The sequence below is a fragment of the Nocardiopsis akebiae genome (assembly GCF_018316795.1).
Classification (GTDB): Bacteria; Actinomycetota; Actinomycetes; order Streptosporangiales; family Streptosporangiaceae; genus Nocardiopsis; species Nocardiopsis dassonvillei.
The window spans coordinates 4,851,411-4,877,173 of the sequence record NZ_CP074132.1 but is presented as its reverse complement, the minus strand read 5'-3'; the positions used below and the strand labels follow the sequence as shown (position 1 = coordinate 4,877,173).

Sequence of the window (25,763 nt, the reverse complement as noted above, 5' to 3'; positions counted from 1 at the left end):
TGCGGTCAGTCGTGGACGTGCAGCGGCTTGCCCGCCAGTGCGAGGTGGGCCTCGCCCAGCGCCTCGGACTGGCTCGGGTGCGGGTGGATCAGCTGGGCCACCTCGGAGGGCAGGGCCTCCCAGTTGTAGATCAGCTGCCCCTCGGCGATCAGCTCGCCGACGCGGCTGCCGACCATGTGGACGCCCAGTACGGGGCCGTCCTTCTCGGCGATGACCTTCACCGCGCCCTGTGTCTGCAGGATCTGGCTCTTGCCGTTGCCCGCGAGGCTGTAGTTCATCTCCACGACGTCGTGTCCGCGCTCCTTGGCGACCTTGGTGGTCAGGCCCACGGACGCGACCTCGGGCTCGCAGTAGGTGACGCGGGGGACGCCGTCGTAGTCGATCGCGGGCGGGTTCTGCCCGGCGATGTGCTCGGCGACGAAGATGCCCTCGGCGAAGCCGACGTGGGCGAGCTGGAGGGTGGGGATGAGGTCGCCCACGGCGTAGACGTCGCCCACGCCGGTGTGCAGGTTCTCGTCCACCCGGACGAAGCCGCGGTCCAGGGTGATGCCCTGCTCCTCGTAGCCCAGGCCCTCCGAGACCGGCCCGCGGCCGATGGCCACCAGCAGGACCTCGGCCTCCAGGGTCTTGCCGCCCTTGAGGGTGACGGTCACGCCGGAGTCGGTGGTCTTGACCGACTCGAACGGGGTGCCCAGCTCGTACTTGATCTTGCGCTTGCGGAAGGCGCGCTCCAGCAGCTTGGAGCTGGACTCCTCCTCCACCGGCACCAGGTGCGGCAGGGCCTCGACGATGGTGACGTCGGCGCCGTAGGAGCGCCACACGCTGGCGAACTCCACGCCGATCACGCCGCCGCCCAGGACGATGACCGACTCGGGCACGCGGTCCAGGTCGAGGGCCTGGTCGCTGGTCATGACCTTCTCGCCGTCGATGTCCAGCCCCAGGGTCTTGGGCTTGGAACCGGTGGCCAGCAGGATGTTGCGGCCCTTGTAGACGGTGCCGTCGACGGTGACCTCGTCCTTGCCGGTGAGCTTGCCCTCGCCCTCGACGACGGTGATCTTGCGCGACTTGACCAGGCCGGTCAGGCCCTTGAACAGGCCGCCGATCACCTTGTCCTTGTAGGTGTGCACGGCCTGGATGTCGATGCCCTCGAACGTGGCCTTGACCCCGAAGTTCTCGCTCTCCTTGGCGGAGTCGGCGACCTCGGCCGAGTGCAGCAGGGCCTTGGTGGGGATGCAGCCGCGGTGCAGGCAGGTGCCGCCGAGCTTGTCTTTCTCGATCAGGACGACGCTCATGTCCAGCTCCGCGGCGCGCAGTGCCGCCGCGTAGCCGCCGCTGCCGCCGCCAAGGACGACGAGGTCGAAGGTGCCGCCGCTCTCACTCACGGGAACGAACTCCTTGTTGTGGCTGGTGATGGGTGGTGGCCGCGGCCGGGCCCCGCGCGGGCGGAGGGAGGGTGTGCGCGGCCGCGGTGGCCGGGAGGGGCGGCGCTCCGGCTCGGGAGGCCGCCCCCTGGGCGGGTGCTATCCGGCGTACTCCTCGGCGATGCGGACCAGGGTGCGGGTGCCCGCGCCGGTGCCGCCCTTCGGGGTGTAGCCGTGCGGACCGCCCTGGTTGAAGGACGGTCCGGCGATGTCGAGGTGCGCCCAGGTGACGCCCTCGTCGATGAACTCCTTGAGGAAGACGCCCGCCGAGAGCATGCCGCCCCAGCGCTCGCCCGCCACGTTGGCGATGTCGGCGACCGCGGAGTCCAGGCCCGCGCGCAGCTCCTCGGGCAGGGGCATCGGCCAGGAGGCCTCGCCCGCCTCGGCGGCCGCGGCGACGATCCGGTCGCGCGCCTCGTCGTCGTTGGACATGACCGCGAACACCCGGGTGCCGAGCGCGACCAGCTGGGCACCGGTCAGGGTGGCGATGTCCACGACCAGGTCGGGCTCGTCCTCCTGCGCCCGCACGAGGGCGTCGGCCATGACCAGGCGGCCCTCGGCGTCGGTGTTGAGCACCTCGACGGTCTTGCCGCCGTAGATGGTCAGCACGTCGGAGGGGCGCTGGGCGGTGCCGCTGGGCATGTTCTCGGCCACGGCGAGGTAGCCGACCACGTTGACCCGCAGGTTCAGGGCGGCGATGGCGCGCATGGCGGCCAGCACGGAGGCGGCGCCCGCCATGTCGGACTTCATCCAGTCCATCGAGCCCGCGGGCTTGAGGGACAGGCCGCCGGAGTCGAACGTGATGCCCTTGCCGACGAAGGCGACGGTCCTGGTGGCATCGGGGTGGCTGTGGGCCAGGCGGACCAGGCGGGGCGGGTTGGCCGAGCCCTGGCCGACGCCGGTCAGGCCGCCGTAGCCGCCCTCGGACAGGGCGGCCTCGTCCAGGACCTCGACGCGCAGGCCGGACTGCTGGGCGATCTCCTGGGCGGTGGCGGCCAGGTCCTCGGGCACCAGGTCGGCCGGTGCGGTGTTGACCAGGTCGCGGGTGAGGTTGACGGCCTCGGCCAGGACGGCGGCGCGCTCGGCGGCCTCCCGGGCGTCCCCGGCGGAGCTGGCCAGGACCAGCTCGGCGGCGGGCTTGTCCTTGGCGGCGGTGCGGTACCGGTCGAAGCCGTAGGCGCCGAGGTGGGCTCCGAGGGCGACGGCTCCGGCCTCGGCGGCGGTCCCGGCGGGCAGGGCCAGGACGACGCGGCCCGCGCCCTCGGGGCGCGAGGTCAGCGAGCGCAGCGCGGCGCCGGCGGCGCGGGACAGGACGTCGGGGTCGACGGGGCCCTCGGCGGGCGCGGGGCCGAGACCGACCGCGACGACGACCGGGGCCTTGACGGCTCCGAGGGAGGCAAGGGTGTGCACCTCCTCGGGGGCGCCGCTCGCTCCCAGGAGCGACAGGGTCTGGGCGAGGCCGCCGGAGAAGGCGGCATCGACGTCATGAGCGCCCGACGCGGGCTCCGGAGCGTCGCCTCCGGAGTGGTAACCGACGACAACCGCGTCGGCGTCGAGCGAACTGGGGGACTCCGTATTTACTGACAACGACGTGCTCACGTCCCCGATGCTAGTCGCCCCGCGCGCCCGGCGGGGACGCGGCGCCCCGGGTCCGCGGGGGCCCTGACGCGGCGCTGCGGGGGCCGCGGGAGCCGGGGGTGTGCGGGGTCGGCTCCGCCCCGCGCGCGCGGCGAGGGTGCCTCTGGCCGCCGGTGAAGGGCGTCGTGGGCCGTCTCCGGGGATGACTCCGCGTTCCCGTCCGCGAGAACCGTGAAACCTGTGTGAAAAAATGTGATGATCACGACATCGGGCACCGCTGGGCCGCTTACCGATTGGTAGGAAACCGCCTGGTGGGACGCCCCGGGGCCCGCCGACCGGGGCCGTGAATCCCCGTTCCGGTCCTCACAGCCGGGCCGAGGCCGCCGCGGCCACCACCAGCGCCGTCGTCACCGCCGTCTCCGACAGCGCGCCCAGCACGTCGCCCGTGACGCCGCCCAGCCGACGCACCGCCCGGCGCAGCACGAGGCCCGCCGCCAGCAGCCCCGCCGCAACGGAGAGCGCGCAGGCCAGCGCGAATCCCGGCGCGTGCGCCCAGCCCGCCAGGCACACCAGCGGCACGGGGACGGCGGCCAGCAGCGCACCCGGAAGGCGCACGGTCCCCGCCACGAACGCCCCCAGCCCCTCGGGCCGCGCCGGGGGCACGCGCGGGGCGCACGCCAGAGCCACCGCCAGCCGCCCGGCGGCCCCGGCCGCCGCCGCGCCCGTCAGCGCCGCGCCGGCCGAGGCCTGGACCAGCTGTCCTAGGGCCAGGACCTGAGCGGCGAGCACGACCACCAGGGTGATGACGCCGAACGGGCCGATGTCGGACCGGCGCATCACCTCCAGGGCGCCCTCGGCCGGGCGCGCGCTGCCCAGCCCGTCGGCCAGGTCGGCCAGCCCGTCCAGGTGCAGCCCCCGCGTCAGCAGCGCCCCCAGGCCGACGGCCAGCACCGCGGCCAGGGCGGCGGACAGGCCGACCGCCGTTCCGAGTGCGGCCGCGGCGCCGGTGAGGCCGCCCAGGAGCGCGCCCAGCACGGGCGCCCACACCATCGCCCACCCGGCCACCCGGCGGTCCAGCCGCCCCGCGCGCACCGGGAACACGGTGAACGTCCCCAGCGCCATCCGGGCCCCCGCGACCGCGTCCGCGGCCCGGGAGGGGCCGGAGGAGCCGCCCGGGGGAGGCCCGTCCGGCGCGGGGCCCTCCGGAGGGGGATCGGCGGCAGCGCTCACGGCAGCTCCAGGACGCGGCCCGCGGTCACCAGCACCACGTCCTCGGACTCGGCGCCGACCCACTGGTTCAACCGGCCCAGGTGGTCGCGGAACAGCCCCCCGGCGCGGGTCGCGGGCACCACGCCCGAGCCCACCTCGTTGGTGACCGCCACGACGTAGGCCTGGGTGGAGCGCCAGGCCTCCAGCAGCCCGTGGACCGCCTCCTCCACCTCGTCCTCGGCGTCGGGCGGGGGGCTGTCCTCCCACAGCCCGGCCCCGTCCATCACCCGGGTCAGCCAGGTGCCCAGGCAGTCCACCAGCACCGCGCCCCTGGCGCCCTTGAGCAGCGCGGCCAGGTCGGTGGTCTGCTCGGTGCGCCACCACCAGGGGCGGCGCCGCACGTGCCGGGCCACCCGGTCGGCCCAGTCGGGGTCCGCGACCGGGTCGGGCTCCGGGCCGGTCGCCGCGTACAGCACCTTCGGCTCCGCCATCAGGCGCAGCTCCGCCTCGGTGGACTTGCCCGAGCGAGCGCCCCCGGTCACCAGGGTCCGGTGCGGCCCGCGCGGCCGCGACTCCGGCCACACCGCCGGAGGGCACGACAGGACCTGCCCGTCGTTCGGTACCAGGGCGCCCCACAGCCGGGCCCGGCGGGCGAACTCCTCCGGTGAGCGGACGCGGTGGTCGCCGCCGACCGCGACGACGGCCGTGGTCACCCCGATCACCCCCGAGCGCCGCAGCTCGCCGATGACCTCCGGCCGCTGCGCGGCGTCCACGACGACCATGTCCACCTGCTGGTCGGGGCGGACGGAGGAGTAGCCGGAGGAGCCCTCGGCGCGCGCCTCCGCCGGGGGCACGCCGGGCAGGGGCCCCGGGCCCGTGCGCGCGTACAACAGCCTGCCCCCGTCGGGACCCTCGACCAGCACGCCGTCGGGGGTCGGGCTCACCGAGTACCCCGGCGGCACCGGGCCGACCACCCCCGCCTCGCGGACGCGGAAGCGGTCGTCCACGGTCACGCGCAGCGGCAGGCGGCGCTCGGCGAGGGCCTTGTTGCAGGAAGCGCAGGTGCACTGGGGGGCGGGCCACCCCGAGTGCCCGGCAGTCCCGAGAAATCGGATACGCACCGAAAAAGTAAACAGCATCCTCCGCCAAGGCTTGGTTAAGCTCGGGCCAGGATCACGGTGACCGGCGCTGTGACCTCCGTGACGAAGGGGCGGTCGAACATGGCGTGGACCTGGCGGTACTTCGAGGCCGACGGAGCCGACCCGCTGGGGCAGGACCTGCCCTCGGAGTCGTTCACCTCGCGCGGCGACGCGGAGAGCTGGCTGGGGGAGACCTGGCAGGAGCTGGCCGAGGGCGGCGTGGGACGCGTCGCCCTGCTCGACGGCGACACGGAGGTCTACGCGATGTCCCTGGAACCCGTCGAGTAGCGCACGCCCCTCCGGGGGCCGCGAGGGCCCCGGAGCGGTCGGCCGCCTCCGTGACAATGTGGGCGTGATTCCTGCTCTGCGCACCCTGGCCGTCCTGGAACTGGTCAACATCCCCCTGTTCGCGACGGTGCTGTTCCTCCTTCTGGGCGTGCCCGCCTCACCCGCCAACCTGGTCGGCTTCGCCCTCTTCGCCCTGCTGCTGGCGGAGGGCGGCGCCTACTGGTGGGTCAAGGTGCGCCAACTGCGCGCGCGGGCCCGCCGTCCGACGGGCATGGCGCTCTTCCGCGCCCTGGGGCGGGCCAACATCGCACTGTTCCTCACGGGCGGCGCGGTGGTGGCCGCGGCCCTGGCCGCCGACGCCCCGTGGACGAGGGTGTGGCCGGGCCTGGGCCTGTGGCTCTTCGCGCTCCTGGAACACGTCAACTACTTCCACGTCCAGCTGTCCCACCAGACGCGCGCCGACCTGGCGCGACTGGTGCGGACCCGGCGCCTGCGCAGTTCCCACCTGTCACGCGACATGGCGCGCTGACCGTTCCGGCGCGGACGGTCTGCCGGGGCCTCCTGCGCGGGTCAGCCGGTGCCGGGGACGGATCGGCGGCCCTGCCACGGCCAGCGGTTCTCCAACTCCACCTCCAGGGAGAAGCTGAGGAATGTCCGGATGAGGACGATCCCGGCGAGCACTCCCACCGTGGCGAAGGTGGGCGACACCGCGACCGTGCGGATGATGTCCCCGGCGACGAGGAACTCCAGGCCCAGCAGGATCGCCCGGCCCAGCCCCTGCCGGTAGGGTCGGTAGGCCGCGTCCAGCCCGTGCCCACCGGCCCACCGGTACAGGAACAGCGCGGTCGCGCCCAGGGCCCCGACGACGATGACGCCGACCCCGGCGATGTCGACCGCGGTGCCCACCGCCTCGATGACGTGCGCGATGTCCATGGAGCCCCCTCCGTACCGCGTGCGTGCGCGCCGGCAGCTACCCAGATCGGGCGGGGGCGACACCGGGGGCCGCGCGGCCGCCGAGGACCGTTCGGACCGGCCGAGCGCGCAGGGGGGCGCCGGGAACACGGAAGGGCCCGGCCGTCCTGGGGGCGGCCGGGCCCGCTGCGTCGGACACCGCCCGAGTGCGGCTGGGGTCCGTTTTCCGAACCGGGCTCAGCTCGCGGGGGGTTGGTTCGGGCGCCCGGACACGGCCCGAAGCGGAGCGGAGGTCCAAAGAAACACTGCCTAGCCGCGGATGTTCTCGGGGCTCCTGGTCAGCGCCGGGTCGCGCTGCACGCTGTCGCCCAAGACCTCGTCGATCCTCGCCATCAGCTCGGCGTCCAGCCTGACCCCCGCGGCCTTGACGTTGCCCTCCACCTGCTCGGGGCGTGAGGCGCCGATGATCGCGGCCGACACGTTCGGGTTCTGGAGCACCCAGGCCACGGCCAGCTGCGCCAGCGTCAGGCCCGCCTCGGCGGCCAGCGGCTCCAGCCGCTGCACGCGCTCCAGCATGACCCGGTCCTTCATCTGGTCGCTCAGGAAGCGGCCGCCGCCGGGGTCGGCGGCGCGCGAACCGGCGGGCAGCTCCTGGCCGGGCTTGTACTTGCCGCTCAGGACGCCGCCCTCCAGCGGGGACCACACGATCTGGCCGACGCCCTCGCGCTCGGAGAGCGGGACGACCTCGGACTCGATGACCCGCCACAGCATGTTGTACTTCGGCTGGTTGGAGATGATGCGGTCGAAGCCCATCTCGTCGGCGATCTTGAGCGCCTGCTCGATCTCCTCGGCGCGCCACTCTGAGACGCCGACGTAGAGGACCTTGCCCTGGCGGACCAGGTCCTCGAAGGCCCGCACGGTCTCCTCCAGCGGGGTGGAGTAGTCGAACCGGTGGGCCTGGTACAGGTCCAGGTAGTCGGTCCCCAGGCGGCGCAGGGAGTCCTCCACGCTGCGGACGACGTGCTTGCGGGACAGGCCCCGGTCGTTCTTGCCCTCACCCGTGGGCCAGAAGACCTTGGAGAAGATCTCCAGCCCGTCCCGGCGCTCGCCCTTCAGCGCGCGGCCGAGCACCTCCTCCGCCCTGCCCCCGGCGTAGCCGTCGGCGGTGTCGAACGTGGTGATGCCCGCGTCCAGTGCCGCGCGGACACAGGCCTTGGCCGTGTCCTCCTCGACCTGGGAGCCGTGCGTGATCCAGTTCCCGTACGCGATCTCGCTGACCATGAGGCCGCTGTTGCCCAGATGCCGAAATTCCATGTCGAGCACTCTAGTAGGGGATTGTGCCCGTTCGCGAGGTTCTGCGCCGTGCGGTTGGAAGCGCTCCCAATTCGAGGGGAACGGAGACTCGGCGGGGAGTGAGGGGCCGGTGCTGGGACCGGCCCGGGCTCACGTCGTCGGGGAGGCGGTGGCGGGGGCCGTCAGCGCGCGTGGCGGGGCGTGGGGTCCTCGCGGACCTTGAGCCGCGGCTTGGGCAGGCGCAGGCGGCGGAACTGGAGCTGGCGCATGGCCGCGTACATCCCGACGCCCTTGACGGCGGGGTCGTCGGGGAAGTACCCGGCGGCGCGCTTCTTGACCGTGCGGCCCACCATGACGCCCTCGGCGATGATGGTGACCATCATCAGCGGCCACAGGACGTAGGCCACACCGATCTGGAACATCGGGTTGTTGATGAACAGCAGCGCGATGATCACGATCGAGAACGGCAGGAAGAACTCGCTGGCGCTGCGGCGCGAGTCGACGAAGTCGCGGGCGAACGCCCGGGCCTCGCCGAGGTCCTGCTGCCGGTAGTAGCGGGCCTCGTCCTTGGGCACACCCTTGATCGCGGAACTCGCGGTGCCCCTCCCGCGTTGGCGGTCAAGACGATCCCGGTAGGCCTGGTAGGCCTCCTTGCGCGTCTCGGGCGCCTTGAGCGGTCGGCGGGGGTTGGGCTCGGATTCCCTGCGCTTTGGGGTGGGGACACCCTTCTTGGGCGTGTATCCCTTAGGTTGGGTGGACTCAGTGGCCTCAGGGCTGGTGGATTCGGCGGAGGCCGGATCCGTGGCTGCGGAAGCGGAGCGACGTCGGAACACACCCACAGGGTAGCCGGTCATAGCTTTATGGCGACCGCGGGCCAGAGCGCGTAGGGTTGGGCAAAGCGCCCGCTGGGAACAGCCGATGTACGCACCGAGAAGGGGACGGCCACGCCGATGAGCGTGTTTCAGCGACTTTCGATGATCTTCAGGTCCAAGGCCAACAAGGCCTTGGATTCGGTCGAGGACCCAAGGGAAACGCTCGACTACTCGTACCAGAAGCAGCTCGAGCTCCTACAGAAGGTGCGGCGCGGTGTGGCCGACGTCGCGACCTCCCGCAAGCGCGTCGAGCTCCAGATCCAGCAGCTGGAGCAGCAGGCCGGCAAGCTGGAGAACCAGAGCCGCGCCGCCCTGACGCAGGGGCGCGAGGACCTCGCCCGAGAGGCCCTGACCCGCCGCTCCGGCCTGTCCCAGCAGATCGAGGACCTGCGCGGGCAGCACGCCAACCTCCAGGGCGAGGAGCAGAAGCTCACGATGGCGGCCCAGCGCCTCCAGACCAAGGTGGACGCCTTCCGCACGCGCAAGGAGACCATCAAGGCCAACTACACCGCCGCCCAGGCCCAGACGCAGATCAGCGAGGCCTTCTCGGGCATCTCCGAGGAGATGGGCGACGTCGGCATGGCCGTCCAGCGCGCCGAGGACAAGACCGCCGAGATGCAGGCCCGCGCGGGCGCCGTGGACGAGCTGCTCGCGTCGGGCGCGCTCGACGACGTCACCGGCACCGGCCGGGACGACATCCAGAGCGAGCTGGACCGCATGGCCAGCACCACCGGCGTCGAGGCCGAGCTGGAGCGCATGAAGATGGAGCTCGGCCAGGGCAGCGGCGGTTCCACCCCCCAGATCGAGGGCGGCAACGGCGCCGGGAACACCGGCGGCACCGGTAACCGGGAGGGCGCGTGATCGTCCGCATCATGGGTGAGGGACAGCTCGACCTCACCGACGCCGACCTGGAGCTGCTCAACTCCTTCGACTCCGCGCTGGAGTCGGCGATCGAGTCGGGTGACGAGGCCACGTTCCGCCGTGCCCTGCACGACCTCCTGGAGAGGGTCCGCGAGGACGGTCGGCCGCTGCCGCCCGACGCGCTGGAGCCCTCGCAGTTCATCCTCCCGCACGCCGACGCCACCATGGAAGAGGTGCGGGAGATGCTCCAGGACGACGGCCTCATCCCCGGTTAGGACCGGGTCCTCCGTCCGGCGCGCCGCCTCCGTCCAGGTGCGTCCGGACCGGTGAGTGCGCACTGCGGGCCGGATTCCGGTCCGCCGGTGCGGCGCTCGGTGCCTGCGCGCGCGTTTCCGGGCCGCCGTGACCACGTGTCACGGCGGCTTTCGCGTGCCCGGGGGCCGTGCGCGCCCGTCCGGGCCGCCCGTGACGGACCTCGTGTGGCGTGCGCCGCCCCCGCCCCAGGAACCGCGGCGGGACCCCGTCCGTTGGACGTGGTGGAGGGAAGGTGGGAGGACGGGAACCCGCGGCGCGCGGGGACGGTCCGCCGGGGAGGCCGCACCGGCTCCGCGGGGCCGGCAGCGGGCGCGGTCGGCGAACACGCGGCGGGCGGACCACCTCATACCGTTTCTCACCTGGGCGAACTACACTCCGAGTCAGTCGACGCGTCGGCGGAGGGGACTACGGCATGGCCGGATCCAAGTTCAGACCTGACCGGGGACTGACCGCCCGCATGGTGACGACCATGGGCCTGCTCGTCCTGGTCTACGCGGCCTTCGTCGTCGGGCTGGTCCTCGTGGGCCTCAACGTGTGGCTGGTGCTGCTCATCGTCGCCGGGTTCGCGCTGTTCAGCTACTTCGCCTCCGACAGGATCGCCATGTTCGCCATGGGCGCCAAGGAGGTCTCCCCGGAGCAGGCGCCCGAGCTGCACGCCCTCGTCGACCGGCTGTGCGCCATGGCGGACATGTCCAAGCCCCGCGTGGGGATCGCCGACACCGACGTGCCCAACGCCTTCGCCACCGGGCACAACGAGAAGTCCGCGGTCGTGTGCGTGACCACCGGCCTCATGCGCCGCCTCGACGGCCCCGAGCTGGAGGCGGTCCTGGCGCACGAGCTGTCCCACATCGCCCACCGCGACGTCATGGTGATGACCGTCGCCGGGTTCCTGGGCATCGTGGCCGGGTTCCTCACCCAGGCCGGACTGCGCTTCGCGATGTTCGCCGGGGCGACGCGCGGCAACAACAACAACGGGCCCGCACCGGCCGTGGTCGCCCTGCTCGTCGTGGCCGTCAGCGCCGCGGCCTGGGCGCTCAGCTTCCTGCTCACCCGGGCGCTGTCGCGCTACCGGGAGCTGTCGGCCGACCGCGCCGCCGCCTACCTCACCGGGCGCCCGTCCGTGCTGGGCAGCGCCCTGACCAAGATCACCGGCGACATGTCCCGCATCCCCACCCGCGACCTGCGCCAGGCGGAGCCGTTCAACGCCTTCTTCTTCGCTCCGGCCTCCTCCCGCAAGGGGTTCAGCTTCAGCCAGCTGGTCGCCACACACCCGCCGGTGCAGCAGCGGCTGGAGCAGCTGTCCGACATCTCGCGCCAGCTCGGGCAGGGGCGCTGACCACGTCCGCGTGGCCGCCGGAGGTGACGGCGGCACCGATCCGCGCGGGCGGACACGGGGCCCGATCCGGTCCGCGCGCGACCGACACGACCACGAGAGAGGACCGGCCACGATGAGTTTCTGGCGAGCGCTGTTCGGGCGCTCCGAACCGGCCCAGCCCGACCTCGACGCCCTGTTCGGCCTGCCCTCCGCGTCGGTCACCCTGCGTGCCGCCGCGGGCTTCACGCCCACCGGCACCGGCTCCGTCGCCTTCCGCGCCACCGAGGGCGCCGCCTTCGCCGACCTGGAACGCGACGTCACCGAGCTGCTCAACGCAGACGGGGGGACGCCCGTCGAACAGGTCACCGACGACTACGGCTACACCTGGCTGGTGGTGCGCTCGGCCGACCCGGCCCGGGGCCCGGACGGAGCCGCCGACCCCGATATCACCGGCCTGGTGACCGACCTGCACGCCGTCAACTCCACCCTGGAGGCCAACGGCTACGGGCCCTCCCTCCTGTGCTCCCTGGTCGGCTTCACCGACGGCACGCGCTCGCTGGGGCTGGTCTACCTCTACAAGCGCGGCACCTTCTACCCCTTCGCCCCGGTCGGCGACGGCGGCCGCAGGGACAACGCCCTGGAACTCCAGGCCGAGGCCGCCATCGGCCGGGACCTGCCCCTGGAGGAGGACCGATCCCGCTGGTTCCCCGTCTACGGGGCACCCGGCCTCTGACCAGCGGGGGGTACCCCCCGCCGGGAGGAATGTGGCCTGGCACACTGGTCCGGTGCGTATCCTCATCGCTCCTGACAAGTTCGCCGGTACCCTCTCCGCCCTCGAAGCCGCGCAGGCGGTCGCCGACGGCTGGCACCGGACCGATCCCTCCGCCACGACGGACCTGCTGCCGCTCTCCGACGGCGGCCCCGGCTTCGTCGAGGTCCTGCACACGGCCCTCGGCGGCGAGGTGCACCGGACCGAGGTGACCGGCCCCCTCGGCGCGCCCGTGACCGCTGAGTACCTCCTGGACGGCGACACCGCCTACGTGGAGAGCGCCCAGGCCTGCGGTCTGCACCTGGTGCCCTCCGGTGACCGCGACCCCGGCCGCACCACCACCCACGGCGTCGGCGAGCTGGTCGCCCACGCGGTCCGCTCCGGCGCCCGCACCGTCGTCGTCGGACTCGGCGGCAGCTCCACCAACGACGCCGGGGCCGGTCTCCTGGCCGCCCTGGGCGCCACCCCCGCCGACCGCCTGAGCCACGGCGGCGGCTCCCTGGCCGACCCCGGCGACGTCGACCTCGACGCGGCCCGCCGGGCCGTGACCGGGGTCCGTGTCGTCGCCGCCACCGACGTCGACAACCCCCTGCTGGGCGTCCACGGGGCCAGCGCCGTCTTCGGGCCCCAGAAGGGCGCCGACCCCGACCAGGTGCAGCGCCTGGACGCCGCACTGACCGCCTTCGCCGACCGCGTCGACCCCGGCGGCGAGGTCCGCGACGCCCCCGGCGCCGGAGCCGCGGGCGGTCTGGGCTTCGCCCTGCTCCTGCTCGGCGGCACCGTCGAGTCGGGCATCAGCCGCGTCCTGGACTCCGTGCGTCTGACCGACCGCCTCGCGGGGGCCGACCTGGTCATCACCGGAGAGGGCTCCTTCGACTCCCAGTCGCTGCGCGGCAAGCTGCCCCACGGCGTCGCCCGGGCCGCCAACGAGCACGGCGTCCCCTGCGTGGTCACCGCGGGCGCGGTCAAGGTCGGCCGCGCCGAGGCGGCCGCCGCCGGGATCACCGAGACCTACTCCCTCGTGGAGTCCTCGGGCTCGGTCGAGGCCGCCATGACCCGCTCCGCGGACGAACTGCGCGCCCTGGCCGCCGACATCGCCCGCCGCTGGGCCCGCTGAGCCCCCGGTGAGGCCGGGTTCGGGCTGAGACCGGCCCCCGCCGGACACGGAGGGGGCGGACCGCCCCTCTCCGCGTTCCCCGCGCTCGGCCCGCGCCCTCGCTCCGCGGGGCGCGCACACGCGAAGCGGCGCCCCGGGAGAACCCGCTCCCGGGGCGCCGCTGCCGTGCGTCGTCACGGACCGCGCCGTGACTGAGGGGTCCGTGCGCGGCGGGGGCCGCTACGAACCGTCGCCGCTACTCCTCCAGGGAGTGCTCCTCGTAGGCCAGGATCTCGTGGCCGTCCTCCCCGTAGTGGAAGATCTCGAAGGTGGCGGCGGTCGGGTCGCCGTTGTCGTTGAAGTCGATGTTGCCGCTGACGCCCTGGTAGTTGATCTCCTCACCGTCGGCCAGCAGGTCGCGGCACTCCTCGAAGGTGCCGCACTCGGTGCCCTCGGGACGGCTGACGTTGGGCAGCTCGGCGACGTACTCGGACGGGTTCACGCTGCCCGCGGCCTCGGCGGCCAGGGCGATCACGGTGACGCAGTCGTAGACCTGCGGGGCGAACTGGAAGACCTCCAGCTCCTCGTTGAAGCTGGTCAGGCCCTCGGTGAACTCGGGGTTGTCCGCGCTCGGGGCGATACCGGTGATGCCGGTGACGCTCTCGGGGTCGTCGGCGCTGACCGTCTCGCCCAGGTTCGGGTCGTTGAGGCCGTCGGTGACGTAGAGCTGCTCGCCCTCGGCGCCGCCCTCCAGGAGCTGGGCGATGACCTGCGCGCCCTCCTCGAAGGCGATGAGCGCGACGGCGTCCGGCTCCTCGGCGGTGACGCTGTTGACGACCGAGTCGAAGGTGGTGGCCAGCGGGTCGTAGGTCTCGTTGACCACGACCTGGGCGCCCAGGTTCTCCAGCTCCGTCTGGAGGGCGCCCGCGTAGCCGCCGCCGTAGTCGTCGGCGCGCGCGACGATGGCGATGTTCTGGTTGCCGTTCTCGACCATCGTGCGGGCCATCACGACCGCGGAGAGCAGGTCGCTCGGCGCGGTGCGGAAGTAGTAGCCGTTGTCCTCGATCTCGCTGAGCTCGGCGGCGGTGTTGGAGCCCGAGCACTGGACGATCTCGGAACCCGTGATGGTGTCGTAGGTCGCCTGCGTCATGCCGGAGGCCGCGGCGCCGATGACGGCGTTCACCTGGTCGGAGACGAGGTTGTTGGCGGCCTCGTTGGCCTGGGCGTTGTCGCCCGCCTCGTCGCCCTCGACGATGGCGGGGACCTCGGTGCCGAGGATGCCGCCCGCGGCGTTGATCTCGGAGATCGCGTACTGGGCGGCCGTGATCTGGGGCGGGCCCAGGAAGGCGAGGTTGCCGGTCTGCGGGTAGAGGATGCCGTAGGTGAACTCTTCACCGCCCTCACCGCCGCCGCCTCCCTCGCCGCCGTCGCTGCCACACGCGGTCAGGCCGAGGACAAGGGCCGCGGTTGCGGCAGTGAGGCCTAGGACCTTCTTGCTAGCCATGATCGTGGTCACTCCGTTCAACCGGCGAAGCACGTGCTGCGCGGGGCAGCCGTGCCATGAGCATGCGCGTCCTGAATGTCCGTGATGTGTGGCATGACTTAATCAGGAGCGTTAGCGGAGCTTAATCATGAAAGTTCTGGCGCGGAAAGGACGGAACGGGCGTTGGTGCCGACTCGCCGTCAGGCTGTTATGGCTCTGTAGTCATCATCGACATCCGGCGTTTCGCCTCTGTACAGAACACAGCTTTCCGTGCTCGCGGAGTAGCGAAGTGTCGCGATGATCAGGTGCGACGCGCTCCGGTCGTCAAGGGCGGCGGCCGGGCCGGAGGAAAGTTGCGGGCGCGTTGCAAAAGTTACAGACGTACTACACGCGAGTGTGAAGCGGTCCTTCCTTAAAACGAGAAAACCCTTGACCGCTATCCGCGGCGAAGAAGGGACGACCACCCCGCTGGGCCCGTCCGGAGCGGTCGGCAGCTGCTCCGGGCGGCGACCGCCGCCGACCCCGGCGGACCCGCCTGCGGCCTTCCGGGCGGCCGGGCCCCCGCTACGCCCCCGGCAGTTCGCGCAGCATGCACGTGAGCCGGGAGGTGCACACCTTCCGGCCGCCGTCGTCGGTGATGGTGATGTCCCACGTGGCCAGCGTCCGGCCCAGGTGCACGGGTGTGGCCACACCGGTCACGTGCCCCTCCGTGGCCGAGCGGTGGTGCGTGGCGTTGATCTCGATGCCGACCGCGACCTTGCCGAACCGGGAGGCGTGGGCCGTTGCGCCGATCGACCCCAGGGTCTCGGCCAGCACGCACGACGCGCCGCCGTGCAGCAGCCCGAACGGCTGGACGTTGCCCTCCACCGGCATCCGGCCCACCACGCGCTCGGCGGACGCCTCCGTCACCTCTATGCCCATGCGCTCGCCCAGACCGCCCGCGAGCGCGCCCGTGTCGAGCATCCGCCGCATCGCCTCGGAGTCCGTCGTCATATTCCCTCCGCCTCCTCGGGACCCCGCCGCGGCCGGGCACGGGCCGCGCCGGACCGGGGGCGGCGTCCCCGCCGTCGTGTCACTGCCCTCGCGGTATGGCCGCGAAGTGTCTCCGTCGCATCCTAGGATTCACCTGTGGTGACCAAGCGAGAGACCCCCGACCAGAAAACCCGGACCGGCGACGGCGGCGGGCGCCCCCGGCTCCTCCTCCTGGACGGCCACTCGATGGCCTTCCGCGCGTTCTTCGCGCTCCCGGTGGACAAGTTCGGCACGAGTACCGGGCAGTCGACCAACGCCGTGTACGGCTTCGCGTCGATGCTGGTCAAGCTGCTGCGCGACGAGGAGCCCACCCACGTCGCGGTGGCCTGGGACCTGTCCGGCCCCACCTTCCGGCACGAGGAGTACGCCGAGTACAAGGACGGCCGATCCGACACCCCGCCGGAGTTCCCCTCCCAGGTGCCGCTCACCCAGGACCTGATGAGGCTGATCGGCGTCGCCAACCTGTCCGCCCCAGGGTTCGAGGCCGACGACGTCATCGCCACCCTGGCCCACCAGGGCGGCGAGGCCGGGATGGAGGTGCTCATCGCCTCCGGCGACCGCGACGCCTTCCAGCTGGTCACCGACTCCTGCACTGTCCTGTACCCGGGCAAGAGCCTGTCCGACCTGCGGCGGATGGACCCCGCCGCGGTCGAGGACAAGTACGGGGTCACCCCCGAGCGCTACCGCGACCTGGCCGCGCTGGTGGGGGAGAAGGCCGACAACCTGCCCGGCGTGCCGGGCGTGGGCCCCAAGACCGCCGCCAAGTGGATCACCAAGTACGGGTCCCTGGACGAGCTGGTCGCCCACGCCGACGAGCTCACCGGCAAGGCCGGGCAGAGCTTCCGCGACCACCTGGACGACGTCCTGCGCAACCAGCGGCTCAACCGGCTGGCCACGGACGTGGAGCTGGAGGCCGAGGTCACCGCCCTGGCCCTGGGCGAGGCCGACCGCACCGGGATCGACGCGCTCTTCGACAACCTGGAGTTCGCGTCCAACCTGCGCGAGCGCCTCTACGCCGTCGTCCGCCTGCCCGAGGACGGCTCCGGGGAGACGGGGACCGAGGCGGTCGAGGGCTTCCGCGTCGAACTGACCGTGGCCGGGACCGGCGGGCTGGCCCCCTGGCTGGCCGCGCACGCCGCCCCCGACGACGCGGCCTCCGACACCCTCACGCCCACCGCCCCCGCCGGACTGGCCCTGGACGGCGCCTGGGGGCAGGGCACCGGCCGGGTGGACGCGCTGGCCATCAGCGTGCCCTCCGGCGACGCCGTGTTCGTGGACCCCACCGCCCTGGACCCCGCCGACACCGAGGCGCTGGCGGACTTCCTGGCCGACCCCCGCCGCCCCAAGGCCGTGCACGAGTACAAGGGCGCCCTGCTGGCACTGGGCGCGCACGGCTGGCAACTGGGCGGGGTGGTCAGCGACACCGCCCTGGCCGCCTACCTGGTCCAGCCGGGACAGCGCCGCTTCGACCTGGCGGACCTGTGCCGCAAGTACCTGGGCCGGGAGCTGGAGGAGGACTCCTCCGGCGACCAGCTGACCCTGGACCTGGGCGGCGAGGACGGGGCGGGCTCGGGCCGCCAGCACCTGCTGGCCGTGCGCGCGAGCGCCACCCGCGACCTGGCCGGGGTGCTCTCCGCCGAACTCGACAAGCGCGGCGGCACCCACCTGCTGCACGAGGTCGAACTGCCGCTGGTGGACGTGCTGGCCCGCCTGGAGCGCGCCGGGATCGCCGCCGACCGGGCCTACCTGGAGGAGCTCCAGGGCGAGTTCGCCGCAGCGGGCCGGGTCGCGGTGGAGCGCGCGCACGAGATCGTGGGGCGCGAGTTCAACCTCGGCTCGCCCAAGCAGCTCCAGCAGGTGCTGTTCGAGGACCTGGGCCTGCCCAGGACCAAGAAGATCAAGACGGGCTACACCACCGACGCCGACGCGCTGGCCTGGCTGGCCGCCCAGACCGACAACGAGCTGCCCGCGGTCCTGCTGCACCACCGCGACCAGACCAAGCTGCGCACCACGGTCGAGGGGCTGATCAAGACCGTCGCCGACGACGGCCGCATCCACACCACCTTCAACCAGACGGTGGCGGCGACCGGACGCCTGAGCTCCACCGACCCCAACCTCCAGAACATCCCCGTGCGCACCGACGTGGGGCGGCGCATCCGCCGCGCGTTCGTGGTGGGGGAGGGCTACGAGGAGCTGCTCACCGCCGACTACAGCCAGATCGAGCTGCGCATCATGGCGCACCTGTCGGGCGAGCAGGCGCTGATCGACGCCTTCAACAGCGGCTACGACTTCCACGCGCAGATGGCCGCGCAGATCTTCGACGTCGAGGTCGAGCAGGTGGACGGCGAGGCTCGGTCCAGGATCAAGGCCATGAGCTACGGCCTGGCCTACGGGCTGAGCGCCTACGGCCTGTCCCAGCAGCTGGGGATCACGCCGGAGGAGTCCAAACGCCTCATGGAGGACTACTTCGCCGAGTTCGGCGGGGTGCGCGACTACCTCAACGCCGTGGTCGAGGAGGCCCGCCGGGTCGGCTACACCGAGACCATCCTGGGGCGGCGCCGCTACCTGCCCGACCTGACCAGCGACAACCGCCAGCGACGGGAGATGGCCGAGCGGATGGCGCTCAACGCGCCGATCCAGGGGTCGGCCGCCGACATCATCAAGGTGGCCATGCTCAAGGTCGACGCGGCCCTCACCGGGGGCGGGTTCGCCTCCCGGGTCCTGCTCCAGGTGCACGACGAACTCGTGGTGGAGGTCGCGCCCGGCGAGCGCGGGGAGGTCGAAAACATCGTGACGCGCGAGATGAGCTCCGCCTATGATCTGCGTGTGCCGCTGGCCGTCTCGGTCGGCAGCGGCCAGAACTGGCACGACGCCGCGCACTGAACAGGGGCCGCGCGGCCCGCGCACGACGGGAAGGCGGGGGACGGTGACGACACGGAGCACGGCCGAAGAGGGGCTGAGCGCGGGACCGGTCACCGTTCCCGCCGACGCCCTCACGTGGCGCTTCTCACGCTCCTCGGGACCCGGCGGCCAGCACGTCAACACCTCCGACACCCGGGTGTCGCTCTCGTTGGACGTGGCGGCCTGCCCCGGCCTGGGCGGCACGCGGCGCCAGCGCGCGCTGGAGCGGCTCCGGGGGCGGCTGGTCGGGGACGTGCTCACGGTCACCGTGCAGACCCACCGCTCGCAGGCGCGCAACCGGGCCGAGGCCCGGGAGCGGATGGCCGCGCTGCTGGAGGAGGCGATCGCGCCGCCCGCCCGCGAGCGCAGGGCGACCCGTCCGAGCCGCAGGGCCAAACAGCGCCGCCTGGACGCCAAGAAACAACGGAGCGCCATCAAACGGTCACGCTCCAAACCTTCCGCGGACTGACCGTAACCGGCCCTTCGCACTTTTTCTTCCAGCCTTCCGCGCCCGTGCCCCGGGCCGCCGCCGCGGCCGTCCCGAGGGAACGAAACCCCCGTTCGGACGTGGGGCTACCCCCCAGTTGATCTTGACCGCCATGCTCGGGTAAATTGCCGCCATTGCGACCTACGCCGGGTTGGCGGCCCTGGGTTCCGATTGACCAGGACGCCCTTGTCTCATATTCTGGCGGGAGCGTTGTGGGTTCCCGCGTGCGTCCGCTGTCTCCGGTAGGGGTCGGCGCGACCGCGCCGCTCCGGTCGACACCCTGCACCTGGCGATTGGTGTCCAGGCGGCTCATCGCCGCCTCGGCTCCGCTCCTCGGACGACGGATCGACGGGTTCGAACCCGCGATGTGACCATCTTTCTGAATCTGTCCGTATCCGGAGTCCACCCACACATGACGAGCAGCACCGAGGCCACCTCGACACCCCAGGTAGCGGTCAACGACATCGGGTCCGAGGAAGCCTTCCTCGCGGCGATCGACGAGACCATCAAGTACTTCAACGACGGTGACATTGTCGAGGGCACCATCGTGAAGGTCGATCGAGACGAGGTCTTGCTCGACATCGGCTACAAGACCGAGGGTGTGATTCCCTCACGGGAACTCTCGATCAAGCACGACGTCGACCCCGGCGAGGTCGTTGCCGTCGGTGACCAGGTCGAGGCCCTCGTCCTCCAGAAGGAGGACAAGGAAGGCCGCCTGATCCTGTCCAAGAAGCGCGCCCAGTACGAGCGCGCCTGGGGCACGATCGAGAAGATCAAGGAGGAGGACGGCGTCGTCACCGGCACCGTCATCGAGGTCGTCAAGGGCGGTCTCATCCTCGACATCGGTCTGCGCGGCTTCCTGCCCGCCTCCCTGGTCGAGATGCGCCGTGTGCGCGACCTGCAGCCCTACGTCGGCCGCGAGCTCGAGGCGAAGATCATCGAGCTGGACAAGAACCGCAACAACGTGGTCCTGTCCCGCCGCGCCTGGCTGGAGCAGACCCAGTCCGAGGTCCGCCAGACCTTCCTCAACACCCTCCAGAAGGGCCAGATCCGCAAGGGTGTGGTCTCCTCGATCGTCAACTTCGGTGCGTTCGTGGACCTGGGCGGCGTCGACGGCCTGGTGCACGTCTCCGAGCTGTCCTGGAAGCACATCGACCACCCCAGCGAGGTCGTCGAGGTCGGCCAGGAGGTCACCGTCGAGGTTCTCGACGTGGACATGGAGCGCGAGCGCGTCTCCCTGTCGCTCAAGGCGACCCAGGAAGACCCGTGGCAGCAGTTCGCCCGGACCCACCAGATCGGCCAGGTCGTTCCCGGCAAGGTCACCAAGCTGGTTCCGTTCGGTGCGTTCGTGCGCGTCGAGGAGGGCATCGAGGGCCTGGTCCACATCTCCGAGCTGGCCGAGCGCCACGTCGAGGTGCCCGAGCAGGTCGTCCAGGTCGGCACCGAGATCTTCGTCAAGATCATCGACATCGACCTCGACCGCCGCCGCATCAGCCTCTCGCTGAAGCAGGCCAACGAGAGCGTCTCGCCGGACCAGGTGGACTTCGACCCCACCCTCTACGGCATGGCCGCGGAGTACGACGAGCAGGGCAACTACAAGTACCCCGAGGGCTTCGACGCGGACAGCGGCGAGTGGCTCGAGGGCTTCGAGGCCCAGCGCGACGAGTGGGAGCGCAGCTACGCCGAGGCCCAGGCCCGGTTCGAGGCGCACCGCAAGCAGGTCGAGGAGGCGCGCGCGGCCGAGGCCGACGCCGCCAACGCTCCTGCCCCGGTGGAGGAGGACGACTACACCGGTGGCGGACAGAGCAGCAGCTCGTCCGGCTCGGAGTCCTCCAGCGGCGCCCTGGCCTCCGACGAGGCCCTGGCCGCCCTGCGCGAGAAGCTCGCGGGTGGCGAGGCCTAAACAGCCTCCGAGGACACGCTGAGAAGCTGTTCGGGCCGTCCCCTCTCCGGAGGGGGCGGCCCTTCGCCGTGCCCGGCCCCGGCCGGGTCCCGCGGCACCCGCGGTGCCGGGGGCTAGGCTCGTGGCGTGCCCCGACGGAGGGGCCCTTCAGGAGGCGACGTGTTCGACATCCACCCGGCCGCCCCCGCCGACGCGGGCGAGGTCTTCACCCTCCAGCGCGCGGCGTTCGTCGACGAGGCCCAGGCCTTCGGCGACCCGTTCGTGCTGGCCCTCACCGAGAGCCTGGAGAGGGTGGAGAGACTTCTGGGACAGGAAGACACCCTCGTGCTCAAGGCGGTCGCCGGAACCCGCCTGGTCGGCTCGGTGCGGGCGCGGGTGCTGGGCACCAGCGCGGTGGTCTCCCGCCTGGCGGTCGTGCCCGACCTGCGCCGCCGGGGGATCGCTCGGGCGCTGCTCGCCGACCTGGAGGGCCGCCTGCGCGGACGTCACCCCGGCCTGACCGCGCTGACCCTGTCCGCGGGAGCCCAGGACACCGGCCAGCAGCGGCTCTACCGCGGCCTGGGATACGCCGAGACCTCCCGCGAGCGCGTCGCCGAACACCTGGTCATGGTGCACATGCGCAAGGAGCTCGCCCCGGCCGAAGCGCGCCCGGACGGCGCCGCGCGGGCCGCGCGGTAGACGGGGGCGCCATGACGCGGACGCGGGCGGCGGTCTAGGGTTTCCGACATGCTCACAGTGGGACTCACCGGCGGGATCGGCTCGGGCAAGAGCGCGGTCGCGACCGAACTGGCCGCCTACGGCGCCACCGTGGTCGACGCCGACGCCATCGCCCGGGAGGTCGTCGAACCCGGCACGCCGGGCCTGGAGGCCGTCGTCGCCGAGTTCGGCGAACAGGTGCTCACCCCCGACGGGCGCCTGGACCGGCCCCGGCTCGGGGAGATCGTCTTCGCAGACGAGGCCAGCCTGGCCAGGCTCAACGCCATCGTGCACCCCCTGGTGGGCGAGCGCAGCTCCCAGCTCATGGAAGAGGCGGTGGCCTCCGGTGTGGAGGTCGTGGTCTACGACGTCCCGCTGCTGGTGGAGAACGGCCTGGGTCCGCTCTACGACGTGGTGGTCGTGGTGGACGCCCCCGACGAGGTTCGGGTGGAGCGGGTCGCCGCCAACCGCGGCATGCCCCGTGAGCAGGTGCGGGCCCGCATCCGCGCGCAGGCCGACCGGGACACCCGCCTGGCCGCCGCCGACCTGGTGGTGGACAACTCCGGCACCCGCGAGGAGCTGACGGAGCGCGTGGCCCAGCTCTGGCGCGAACTCGTCGAGCGCTCCCGGTAGCGCGCCCTTTCCCGACCCGTCGGAGAGCCCGCGGCGTTCCACACCCGACGGCGTCCACTCCCGGCGGCCTCCACGGCCTGCTCAGCGGTTCCCCGCGCCGCCGGGTCCTCACGCCGGCGGACCGCCCCGAGGCCGTCCTCGACCTGCCCCCGCCGGCCCGGCACCGCCCCGCTCCCGTCACTCCCGTCCGCGTTGCAGGACCTCGGACAGGGACGAGCCGGCGGCCACGGCCTCGCGCACCAGCTCCTCGCGGACCGAGTGCGCGGCCTCCACGCTGAGCAGGCTGTCGTCGATCTCCTGGGGGCGCAGCCGCTCCCGCGCCGAGAACAGCGCCAGGTCCGCGTAGTCACCGGCGCGGTCGGCGATCTCCTGGCACTGCTCCCACTCGCGGTGCGCGGTCACCGCCGCGTGCACCCGGTCGCCGTAACCGGTCAGCACCCCGACCCGCTCGTCGAGCGCCTCGGTGGCGCGGGCCACCGCTTCCTCCTGCGGTTGCAGGGCCCGGGTGACCTGCTCGGACACTGCCTCGCGCCGACGCACCAGCAGCTCCCTGCGCAGGGAGCGCAGCCGCAGCAGCTCCTGGGCCAGCTTCCACTCCTCCTCGCGCAGCAGCGGCAGGGTCTGGGCGGCGTCGAAGGAGTCGCCGAGCACCCGCACGCCCTCCTCCACCCGGTCGGTGGCCTGCTGGAGCGCGGCGAACAGGTGGGCCTCGGGCTCCTCGGTACGGGAGGCGTAGCCGTGGGTGCGGCCGAAGTCCTGGGGCAGCACGTACCGGTCGGCGTGCTCCGAGGCCAGACGGGCGACCATGCCGGGCCGCAGGATGGTCCCGGCGCCGCCCGCGGCGGCGGTCAGGTAGAGGACGGCGGTCGCGGGGTCGCCGGGAACGACGGCGCCGAGCGGACCGAACGCCTGGTCGAGCAGCGTCCGGGCGCCCAGGACGCCCACGGTGGAGGCGGGCAGCGCCCAGAAGGCGTGCATGACCAGGTCGGCCCAGTCGTCGGTGAAGGAGCCCCGCAGCGAGGCCAGGCCGAGGACGGCCGCGGTCGTCCCCAGGCAGAGCAGGGCCACCAGGACGGCTCCCGCCGCCGGGGAGAGCAGGGCGACGGCGGCCAGGGAGGTGCACCCCGCGGCCGTGATCGCGGCGCCCTGGCGCCAGGTGGGCCCGCGCCGCGGGCGGGCCGCGGCCGGGAGCAGTTTCTCGGGACGGGCCCTCATGCGCGCGACCGCGCGCGGGGGGAGACCCGGGTCGAAGGTCGGTCTGGAGGGGTGTGACACGGCTGCCACCTCGCTTCGGACGCAGAGCGCTGGTCTCGATGGTAACTCCGCGCCCTCGGCCGGGAAGGGATGTCGTACGCGGTCTGTAGCGTTAGGGGTGAGGGACACGCGGGCCAGCGGGGGCGGCCCGCCTTCGACGGGAGAAGAGGCGACGTGCGACCGGTCAGCGACATCAAACGCAGCGAGGCGCCCTTCGAGGTGATCTCGGAGATGACCCCGGCGGGGGACCAGCCGGGCGCGATCGCCGAGATCAGCAGGAGGGTGCGGGACGGGGAGCCGCACACGGTGCTGCTCGGCGCGACCGGCACCGGCAAGACGGCGACCGTGGCGTGGACGGTTGAGCAGCTCCAGCGGCCCACCCTGGTGATGCAGCCCAACAAGACCCTGGCGGCGCAGTTCGCCAACGAGCTGCGCCAGATGCTGCCCAACAACGCCGTCGAGTACTTCGTGTCGTACTACGACTACTACCAGCCCGAGGCCTACGTCCCGCAGAGCGACACCTTCATCGAGAAGGACTCCTCCATCAACGACGAGGTCGAGCGGCTGCGCCACTCGGCCACCAACTCGCTGCTCACGCGCAGGGACACGATCGTGGTCGCCTCGGTCTCGTGCATCTACGGCCTGGGCACCCCGCAGGAGTACGTGGACCGGATGGCGCAGCTGGCGGTGGGCATGGAGGTCGACCGCGACGACCTGCTGCGCCGCCTGGTGGAGATGCAGTACTCCCGCAACGACACCGCGTTCACGCGCGGTACGTTCCGGGTGCGCGGCGACACCATCGAGATCATCCCGGTCTACGAGGAGCTGGCGATCCGCATCGAGATGTTCGGTGACGAGGTCGAACGCCTGCTGACCCTGCACCCGCTCACCGGCGAGGTGCTGGGCGAGAGCCGGGAGATGTTCATCTTCCCCGCCTCGCACTACGTGGCCGGCGAGGAGCGCACCGAGCGGGCGATCGCCACCATCGAGGCGGAACTGGGCGAGCGGCTGGCCGAGCTGGAGGCCCAGGGCAAGCTGCTGGAGGCGCAGCGCCTGCGCATGCGCACCACCCACGACCTGGAGATGATGCGCCAGCTCGGCACCTGCTCGGGCATCGAGAACTACTCGCGGCACTTCGACGGCCGTGAGCCGGGCAGCCCGCCCAACACGCTCCTGGACTACTTCCCCGAGGACTTCCTGCTGGTGCTGGACGAGTCGCACGTGACCGTCCCGCAGATCGGCGCGATGTACGAGGGCGACGCCGCGCGCAAGCGCACCCTGGTCGAGCACGGGTTCCGGCTCCCCTCGGCGCTGGACAACCGGCCGCTGAAGTGGGAGGAGTTCACCGAGCGCATCGGGCAGAGCGTCTACCTGTCCGCGACTCCGGGCCGCTACGAGCTGCGCCAGGGCGGCGGCGAGGTGGTCGAGCAGGTCATCCGCCCCACCGGGCTGGTCGACCCCGAGGTGCTGGTCAAACCCACCGACGGGCAGATCGACGACCTGGTCCACGAGATCCGGGTGCGCGCCGAGCGCGACGAGCGGGTGCTGGTCACCACGCTCACCAAGAAGATGTCGGAGGACCTCACCGACTACTTCACCGAACTGGGCATCCGGGTGCGCTACCTGCACAGCGAGGTGGACACGCTGCGCCGCGTGGAGCTGCTGCGCGAGCTGCGCGTGGGCGAGTTCGACGTGCTGGTGGGCATCAACCTGCTGCGCGAGGGCCTGGACCTGCCCGAGGTGTCGCTGGTGGCGATCCTTGACGCGGACAAGGAGGGCTTCCTGCGCTCGGAGACCTCGCTGATCCAGACGATCGGGCGCGCGGCGCGCAACGTCGCGGGCCAGGTGCACATGTACGCCGACAACGTCACCGACTCAATGCGGGCGGCCATCGACGAGACCAACCGGCGCCGGGACAAGCAGCTGGCCTACAACGCCGAGCACGGGATCGACCCCACGCCGCTGCGCAAGCAGATCGCCGACATCCTGGACGCGCTCAACCGCGAGGACGTGGACACCGAGGAGCTCATGGCCACCGGGTACCGCAGCTCGGGGGGTCGGGGCGGCCGGGCGCCGGTGCCCGCGCTGGGCGAGCGTTCGGCGGACGTGTCCGCCATGCCGCGTGCGGAGCTGGCCGGGCTCATCGAGCAGCTGAGCGAGCAGATGCACCAGGCGGCGACCGACCTCCAGTTCGAGCTGGCGGCCCGGCTGCGCGACGAGATCGGCGAGCTCAAGCGTGAGCTGCGCGGCATGGACGCGGCGGGAGTGAAGTGACGCGAGTGCCTGTGGAGTAGTGTTTTCAGCCC

The 25,763-nt window shown here is 72.4% G+C and carries 23 protein-coding genes; 13 read left to right on the top strand and 10 right to left on the bottom strand.

Going from position 1 to position 25,763, the window contains the following annotated elements:
- Nucleotides 1-5: 5 nt before the first annotated feature.
- The 4 genes from lpdA to KGD83_RS20870 form a co-directional block, all read right to left on the bottom strand.
- Nucleotides 6-1,382 carry a dihydrolipoyl dehydrogenase gene (gene lpdA, locus KGD83_RS20885; protein WP_212640783.1) on the bottom strand — a complete coding sequence of 459 codons (1,377 nt, stop codon included), beginning with the start codon at nt 1,380-1,382 and terminating at the stop codon, nt 6-8.
- A 138-nt stretch (nt 1,383-1,520) separates the two neighbouring features.
- Nucleotides 1,521-3,020, bottom strand: a complete 1,500-nt coding sequence (locus tag KGD83_RS20880; RefSeq protein ID WP_212640782.1) for a leucyl aminopeptidase — start codon at nt 3,018-3,020, stop codon at nt 1,521-1,523.
- A 342-nt stretch (nt 3,021-3,362) separates the two neighbouring features.
- Nucleotides 3,363-4,121, bottom strand: a complete 759-nt coding sequence (locus tag KGD83_RS20875; protein WP_212644529.1) for an adenosylcobinamide-GDP ribazoletransferase — start codon at nt 4,119-4,121, stop codon at nt 3,363-3,365.
- A gap of 104 nt (nt 4,122-4,225) precedes the next feature.
- Entirely contained in the window at nt 4,226-5,221 is a 996-nt protein-coding gene (locus tag KGD83_RS20870; protein ID WP_212644528.1) for a bifunctional adenosylcobinamide kinase/adenosylcobinamide-phosphate guanylyltransferase, read from the bottom strand.
- 207 nt (nt 5,222-5,428) lie between these two features.
- Between KGD83_RS20870 and KGD83_RS20865 the strand changes: the two genes are divergently transcribed.
- The gene (locus tag KGD83_RS20865; RefSeq protein ID WP_212640781.1) at nt 5,429-5,635 is read left to right on the top strand and encodes a hypothetical protein; all 207 of its coding nucleotides are present in this window, start codon (nt 5,429-5,431) and stop codon (nt 5,633-5,635) included.
- Between the two features lie 64 nt (nt 5,636-5,699).
- Nucleotides 5,700-6,164: a hypothetical protein gene (locus KGD83_RS20860; RefSeq protein ID WP_212640780.1), complete on the top strand. Its 465-nt coding sequence runs from the start codon at nt 5,700-5,702 to the stop codon at nt 6,162-6,164.
- A gap of 41 nt (nt 6,165-6,205) precedes the next feature.
- On the opposite strand, the gene KGD83_RS20855 is transcribed toward KGD83_RS20860, so the two are convergent.
- The 3 genes from KGD83_RS20855 to KGD83_RS20845 form a co-directional block, all read right to left on the bottom strand.
- On the bottom strand, nt 6,206-6,568 hold the full coding sequence (locus KGD83_RS20855) for a DUF1622 domain-containing protein (RefSeq protein WP_212640779.1): 363 nt from the start codon (nt 6,566-6,568) through the stop codon (nt 6,206-6,208).
- 288 nt (nt 6,569-6,856) lie between these two features.
- Complete coding sequence (locus tag KGD83_RS20850; protein WP_212640778.1) at nt 6,857-7,861, bottom strand: aldo/keto reductase family protein; 1,005 nt, start codon at nt 7,859-7,861, stop codon at nt 6,857-6,859.
- A 161-nt stretch (nt 7,862-8,022) separates the two neighbouring features.
- Nucleotides 8,023-8,694 carry a DUF3043 domain-containing protein gene (locus KGD83_RS20845; protein WP_212640777.1) on the bottom strand — a complete coding sequence of 224 codons (672 nt, stop codon included), beginning with the start codon at nt 8,692-8,694 and terminating at the stop codon, nt 8,023-8,025.
- Nucleotides 8,695-8,790: 96 nt separating this feature from the next.
- Here KGD83_RS20845 and KGD83_RS20840 point away from each other — a divergent pair, with 96 nt between their 5' ends.
- The 5 genes from KGD83_RS20840 (at nt 8,791) to KGD83_RS20820 (ending at nt 13,089) form a co-directional block, all read left to right on the top strand.
- Nucleotides 8,791-9,573: a PspA/IM30 family protein gene (locus KGD83_RS20840; protein ID WP_212640776.1), complete on the top strand. Its 783-nt coding sequence runs from the start codon at nt 8,791-8,793 to the stop codon at nt 9,571-9,573.
- Nucleotides 9,570-9,848 carry a PspA-associated protein PspAA gene (gene pspAA, locus KGD83_RS20835; RefSeq protein WP_013152004.1) on the top strand — a complete coding sequence of 93 codons (279 nt, stop codon included), beginning with the start codon at nt 9,570-9,572 and terminating at the stop codon, nt 9,846-9,848. Before KGD83_RS20840 ends, pspAA begins: the two co-directional genes overlap by 4 nt.
- Before the next feature lie 452 nt (nt 9,849-10,300).
- The gene (htpX, locus tag KGD83_RS20830) at nt 10,301-11,224 is read left to right on the top strand and encodes a zinc metalloprotease HtpX (RefSeq protein ID WP_212640775.1); all 924 of its coding nucleotides are present in this window, start codon (nt 10,301-10,303) and stop codon (nt 11,222-11,224) included.
- 112 nt (nt 11,225-11,336) lie between these two features.
- Entirely contained in the window at nt 11,337-11,936 is a 600-nt protein-coding gene (gene pspAB, locus KGD83_RS20825; RefSeq protein ID WP_212640774.1) for a PspA-associated protein PspAB, read from the top strand.
- Nucleotides 11,937-11,988: 52 nt separating this feature from the next.
- The gene (locus KGD83_RS20820) at nt 11,989-13,089 is read left to right on the top strand and encodes a glycerate kinase family protein (protein ID WP_212640773.1); all 1,101 of its coding nucleotides are present in this window, start codon (nt 11,989-11,991) and stop codon (nt 13,087-13,089) included.
- A gap of 235 nt (nt 13,090-13,324) precedes the next feature.
- Here the strand turns inward: KGD83_RS20820 and KGD83_RS20815 are convergent, their stop codons facing one another.
- Both KGD83_RS20815 and KGD83_RS20810 read right to left on the bottom strand, forming a co-directional pair.
- Nucleotides 13,325-14,572, bottom strand: coding sequence for an ABC transporter substrate-binding protein (locus tag KGD83_RS20815; protein ID WP_212640772.1), 1,248 nt, complete (start codon nt 14,570-14,572; stop codon nt 13,325-13,327).
- 543 nt (nt 14,573-15,115) lie between these two features.
- Nucleotides 15,116-15,544, bottom strand: a complete 429-nt coding sequence (locus tag KGD83_RS20810) for a PaaI family thioesterase (protein WP_212640771.1) — start codon at nt 15,542-15,544, stop codon at nt 15,116-15,118.
- A 135-nt stretch (nt 15,545-15,679) separates the two neighbouring features.
- Here KGD83_RS20810 and polA point away from each other — a divergent pair, with 135 nt between their 5' ends.
- The 5 genes from polA (at nt 15,680) to coaE (ending at nt 22,203) form a co-directional block, all read left to right on the top strand.
- Nucleotides 15,680-18,466 (top strand): DNA polymerase I, encoded by a 2,787-nt coding sequence (gene polA / locus KGD83_RS20805; protein ID WP_212640770.1) that lies wholly within the window; start codon nt 15,680-15,682, stop codon nt 18,464-18,466.
- 43 nt (nt 18,467-18,509) lie between these two features.
- The gene (gene arfB / locus KGD83_RS20800) at nt 18,510-18,953 is read left to right on the top strand and encodes an alternative ribosome rescue aminoacyl-tRNA hydrolase ArfB (protein WP_212640769.1); all 444 of its coding nucleotides are present in this window, start codon (nt 18,510-18,512) and stop codon (nt 18,951-18,953) included.
- 430 nt (nt 18,954-19,383) lie between these two features.
- Entirely contained in the window at nt 19,384-20,874 is a 1,491-nt protein-coding gene (gene rpsA / locus KGD83_RS20795; RefSeq protein WP_212640768.1) for a 30S ribosomal protein S1, read from the top strand.
- Nucleotides 20,875-21,033: 159 nt separating this feature from the next.
- The gene (locus KGD83_RS20790) at nt 21,034-21,552 is read left to right on the top strand and encodes a GNAT family N-acetyltransferase (RefSeq protein ID WP_212640767.1); all 519 of its coding nucleotides are present in this window, start codon (nt 21,034-21,036) and stop codon (nt 21,550-21,552) included.
- 48 nt (nt 21,553-21,600) lie between these two features.
- Nucleotides 21,601-22,203: a dephospho-CoA kinase gene (coaE, locus tag KGD83_RS20785; protein ID WP_212640766.1), complete on the top strand. Its 603-nt coding sequence runs from the start codon at nt 21,601-21,603 to the stop codon at nt 22,201-22,203.
- A 177-nt stretch (nt 22,204-22,380) separates the two neighbouring features.
- On the opposite strand, the gene KGD83_RS20780 is transcribed toward coaE, so the two are convergent.
- Nucleotides 22,381-23,418 (bottom strand): hypothetical protein, encoded by a 1,038-nt coding sequence (locus KGD83_RS20780; protein ID WP_212640765.1) that lies wholly within the window; start codon nt 23,416-23,418, stop codon nt 22,381-22,383.
- A gap of 213 nt (nt 23,419-23,631) precedes the next feature.
- On the opposite strand from KGD83_RS20780, the gene uvrB reads away from it, so the two are divergent.
- Nucleotides 23,632-25,731, top strand: coding sequence for an excinuclease ABC subunit UvrB (uvrB, locus tag KGD83_RS20775; protein WP_047867630.1), 2,100 nt, complete (start codon nt 23,632-23,634; stop codon nt 25,729-25,731).
- Nucleotides 25,732-25,763 lie beyond the last annotated feature (32 nt).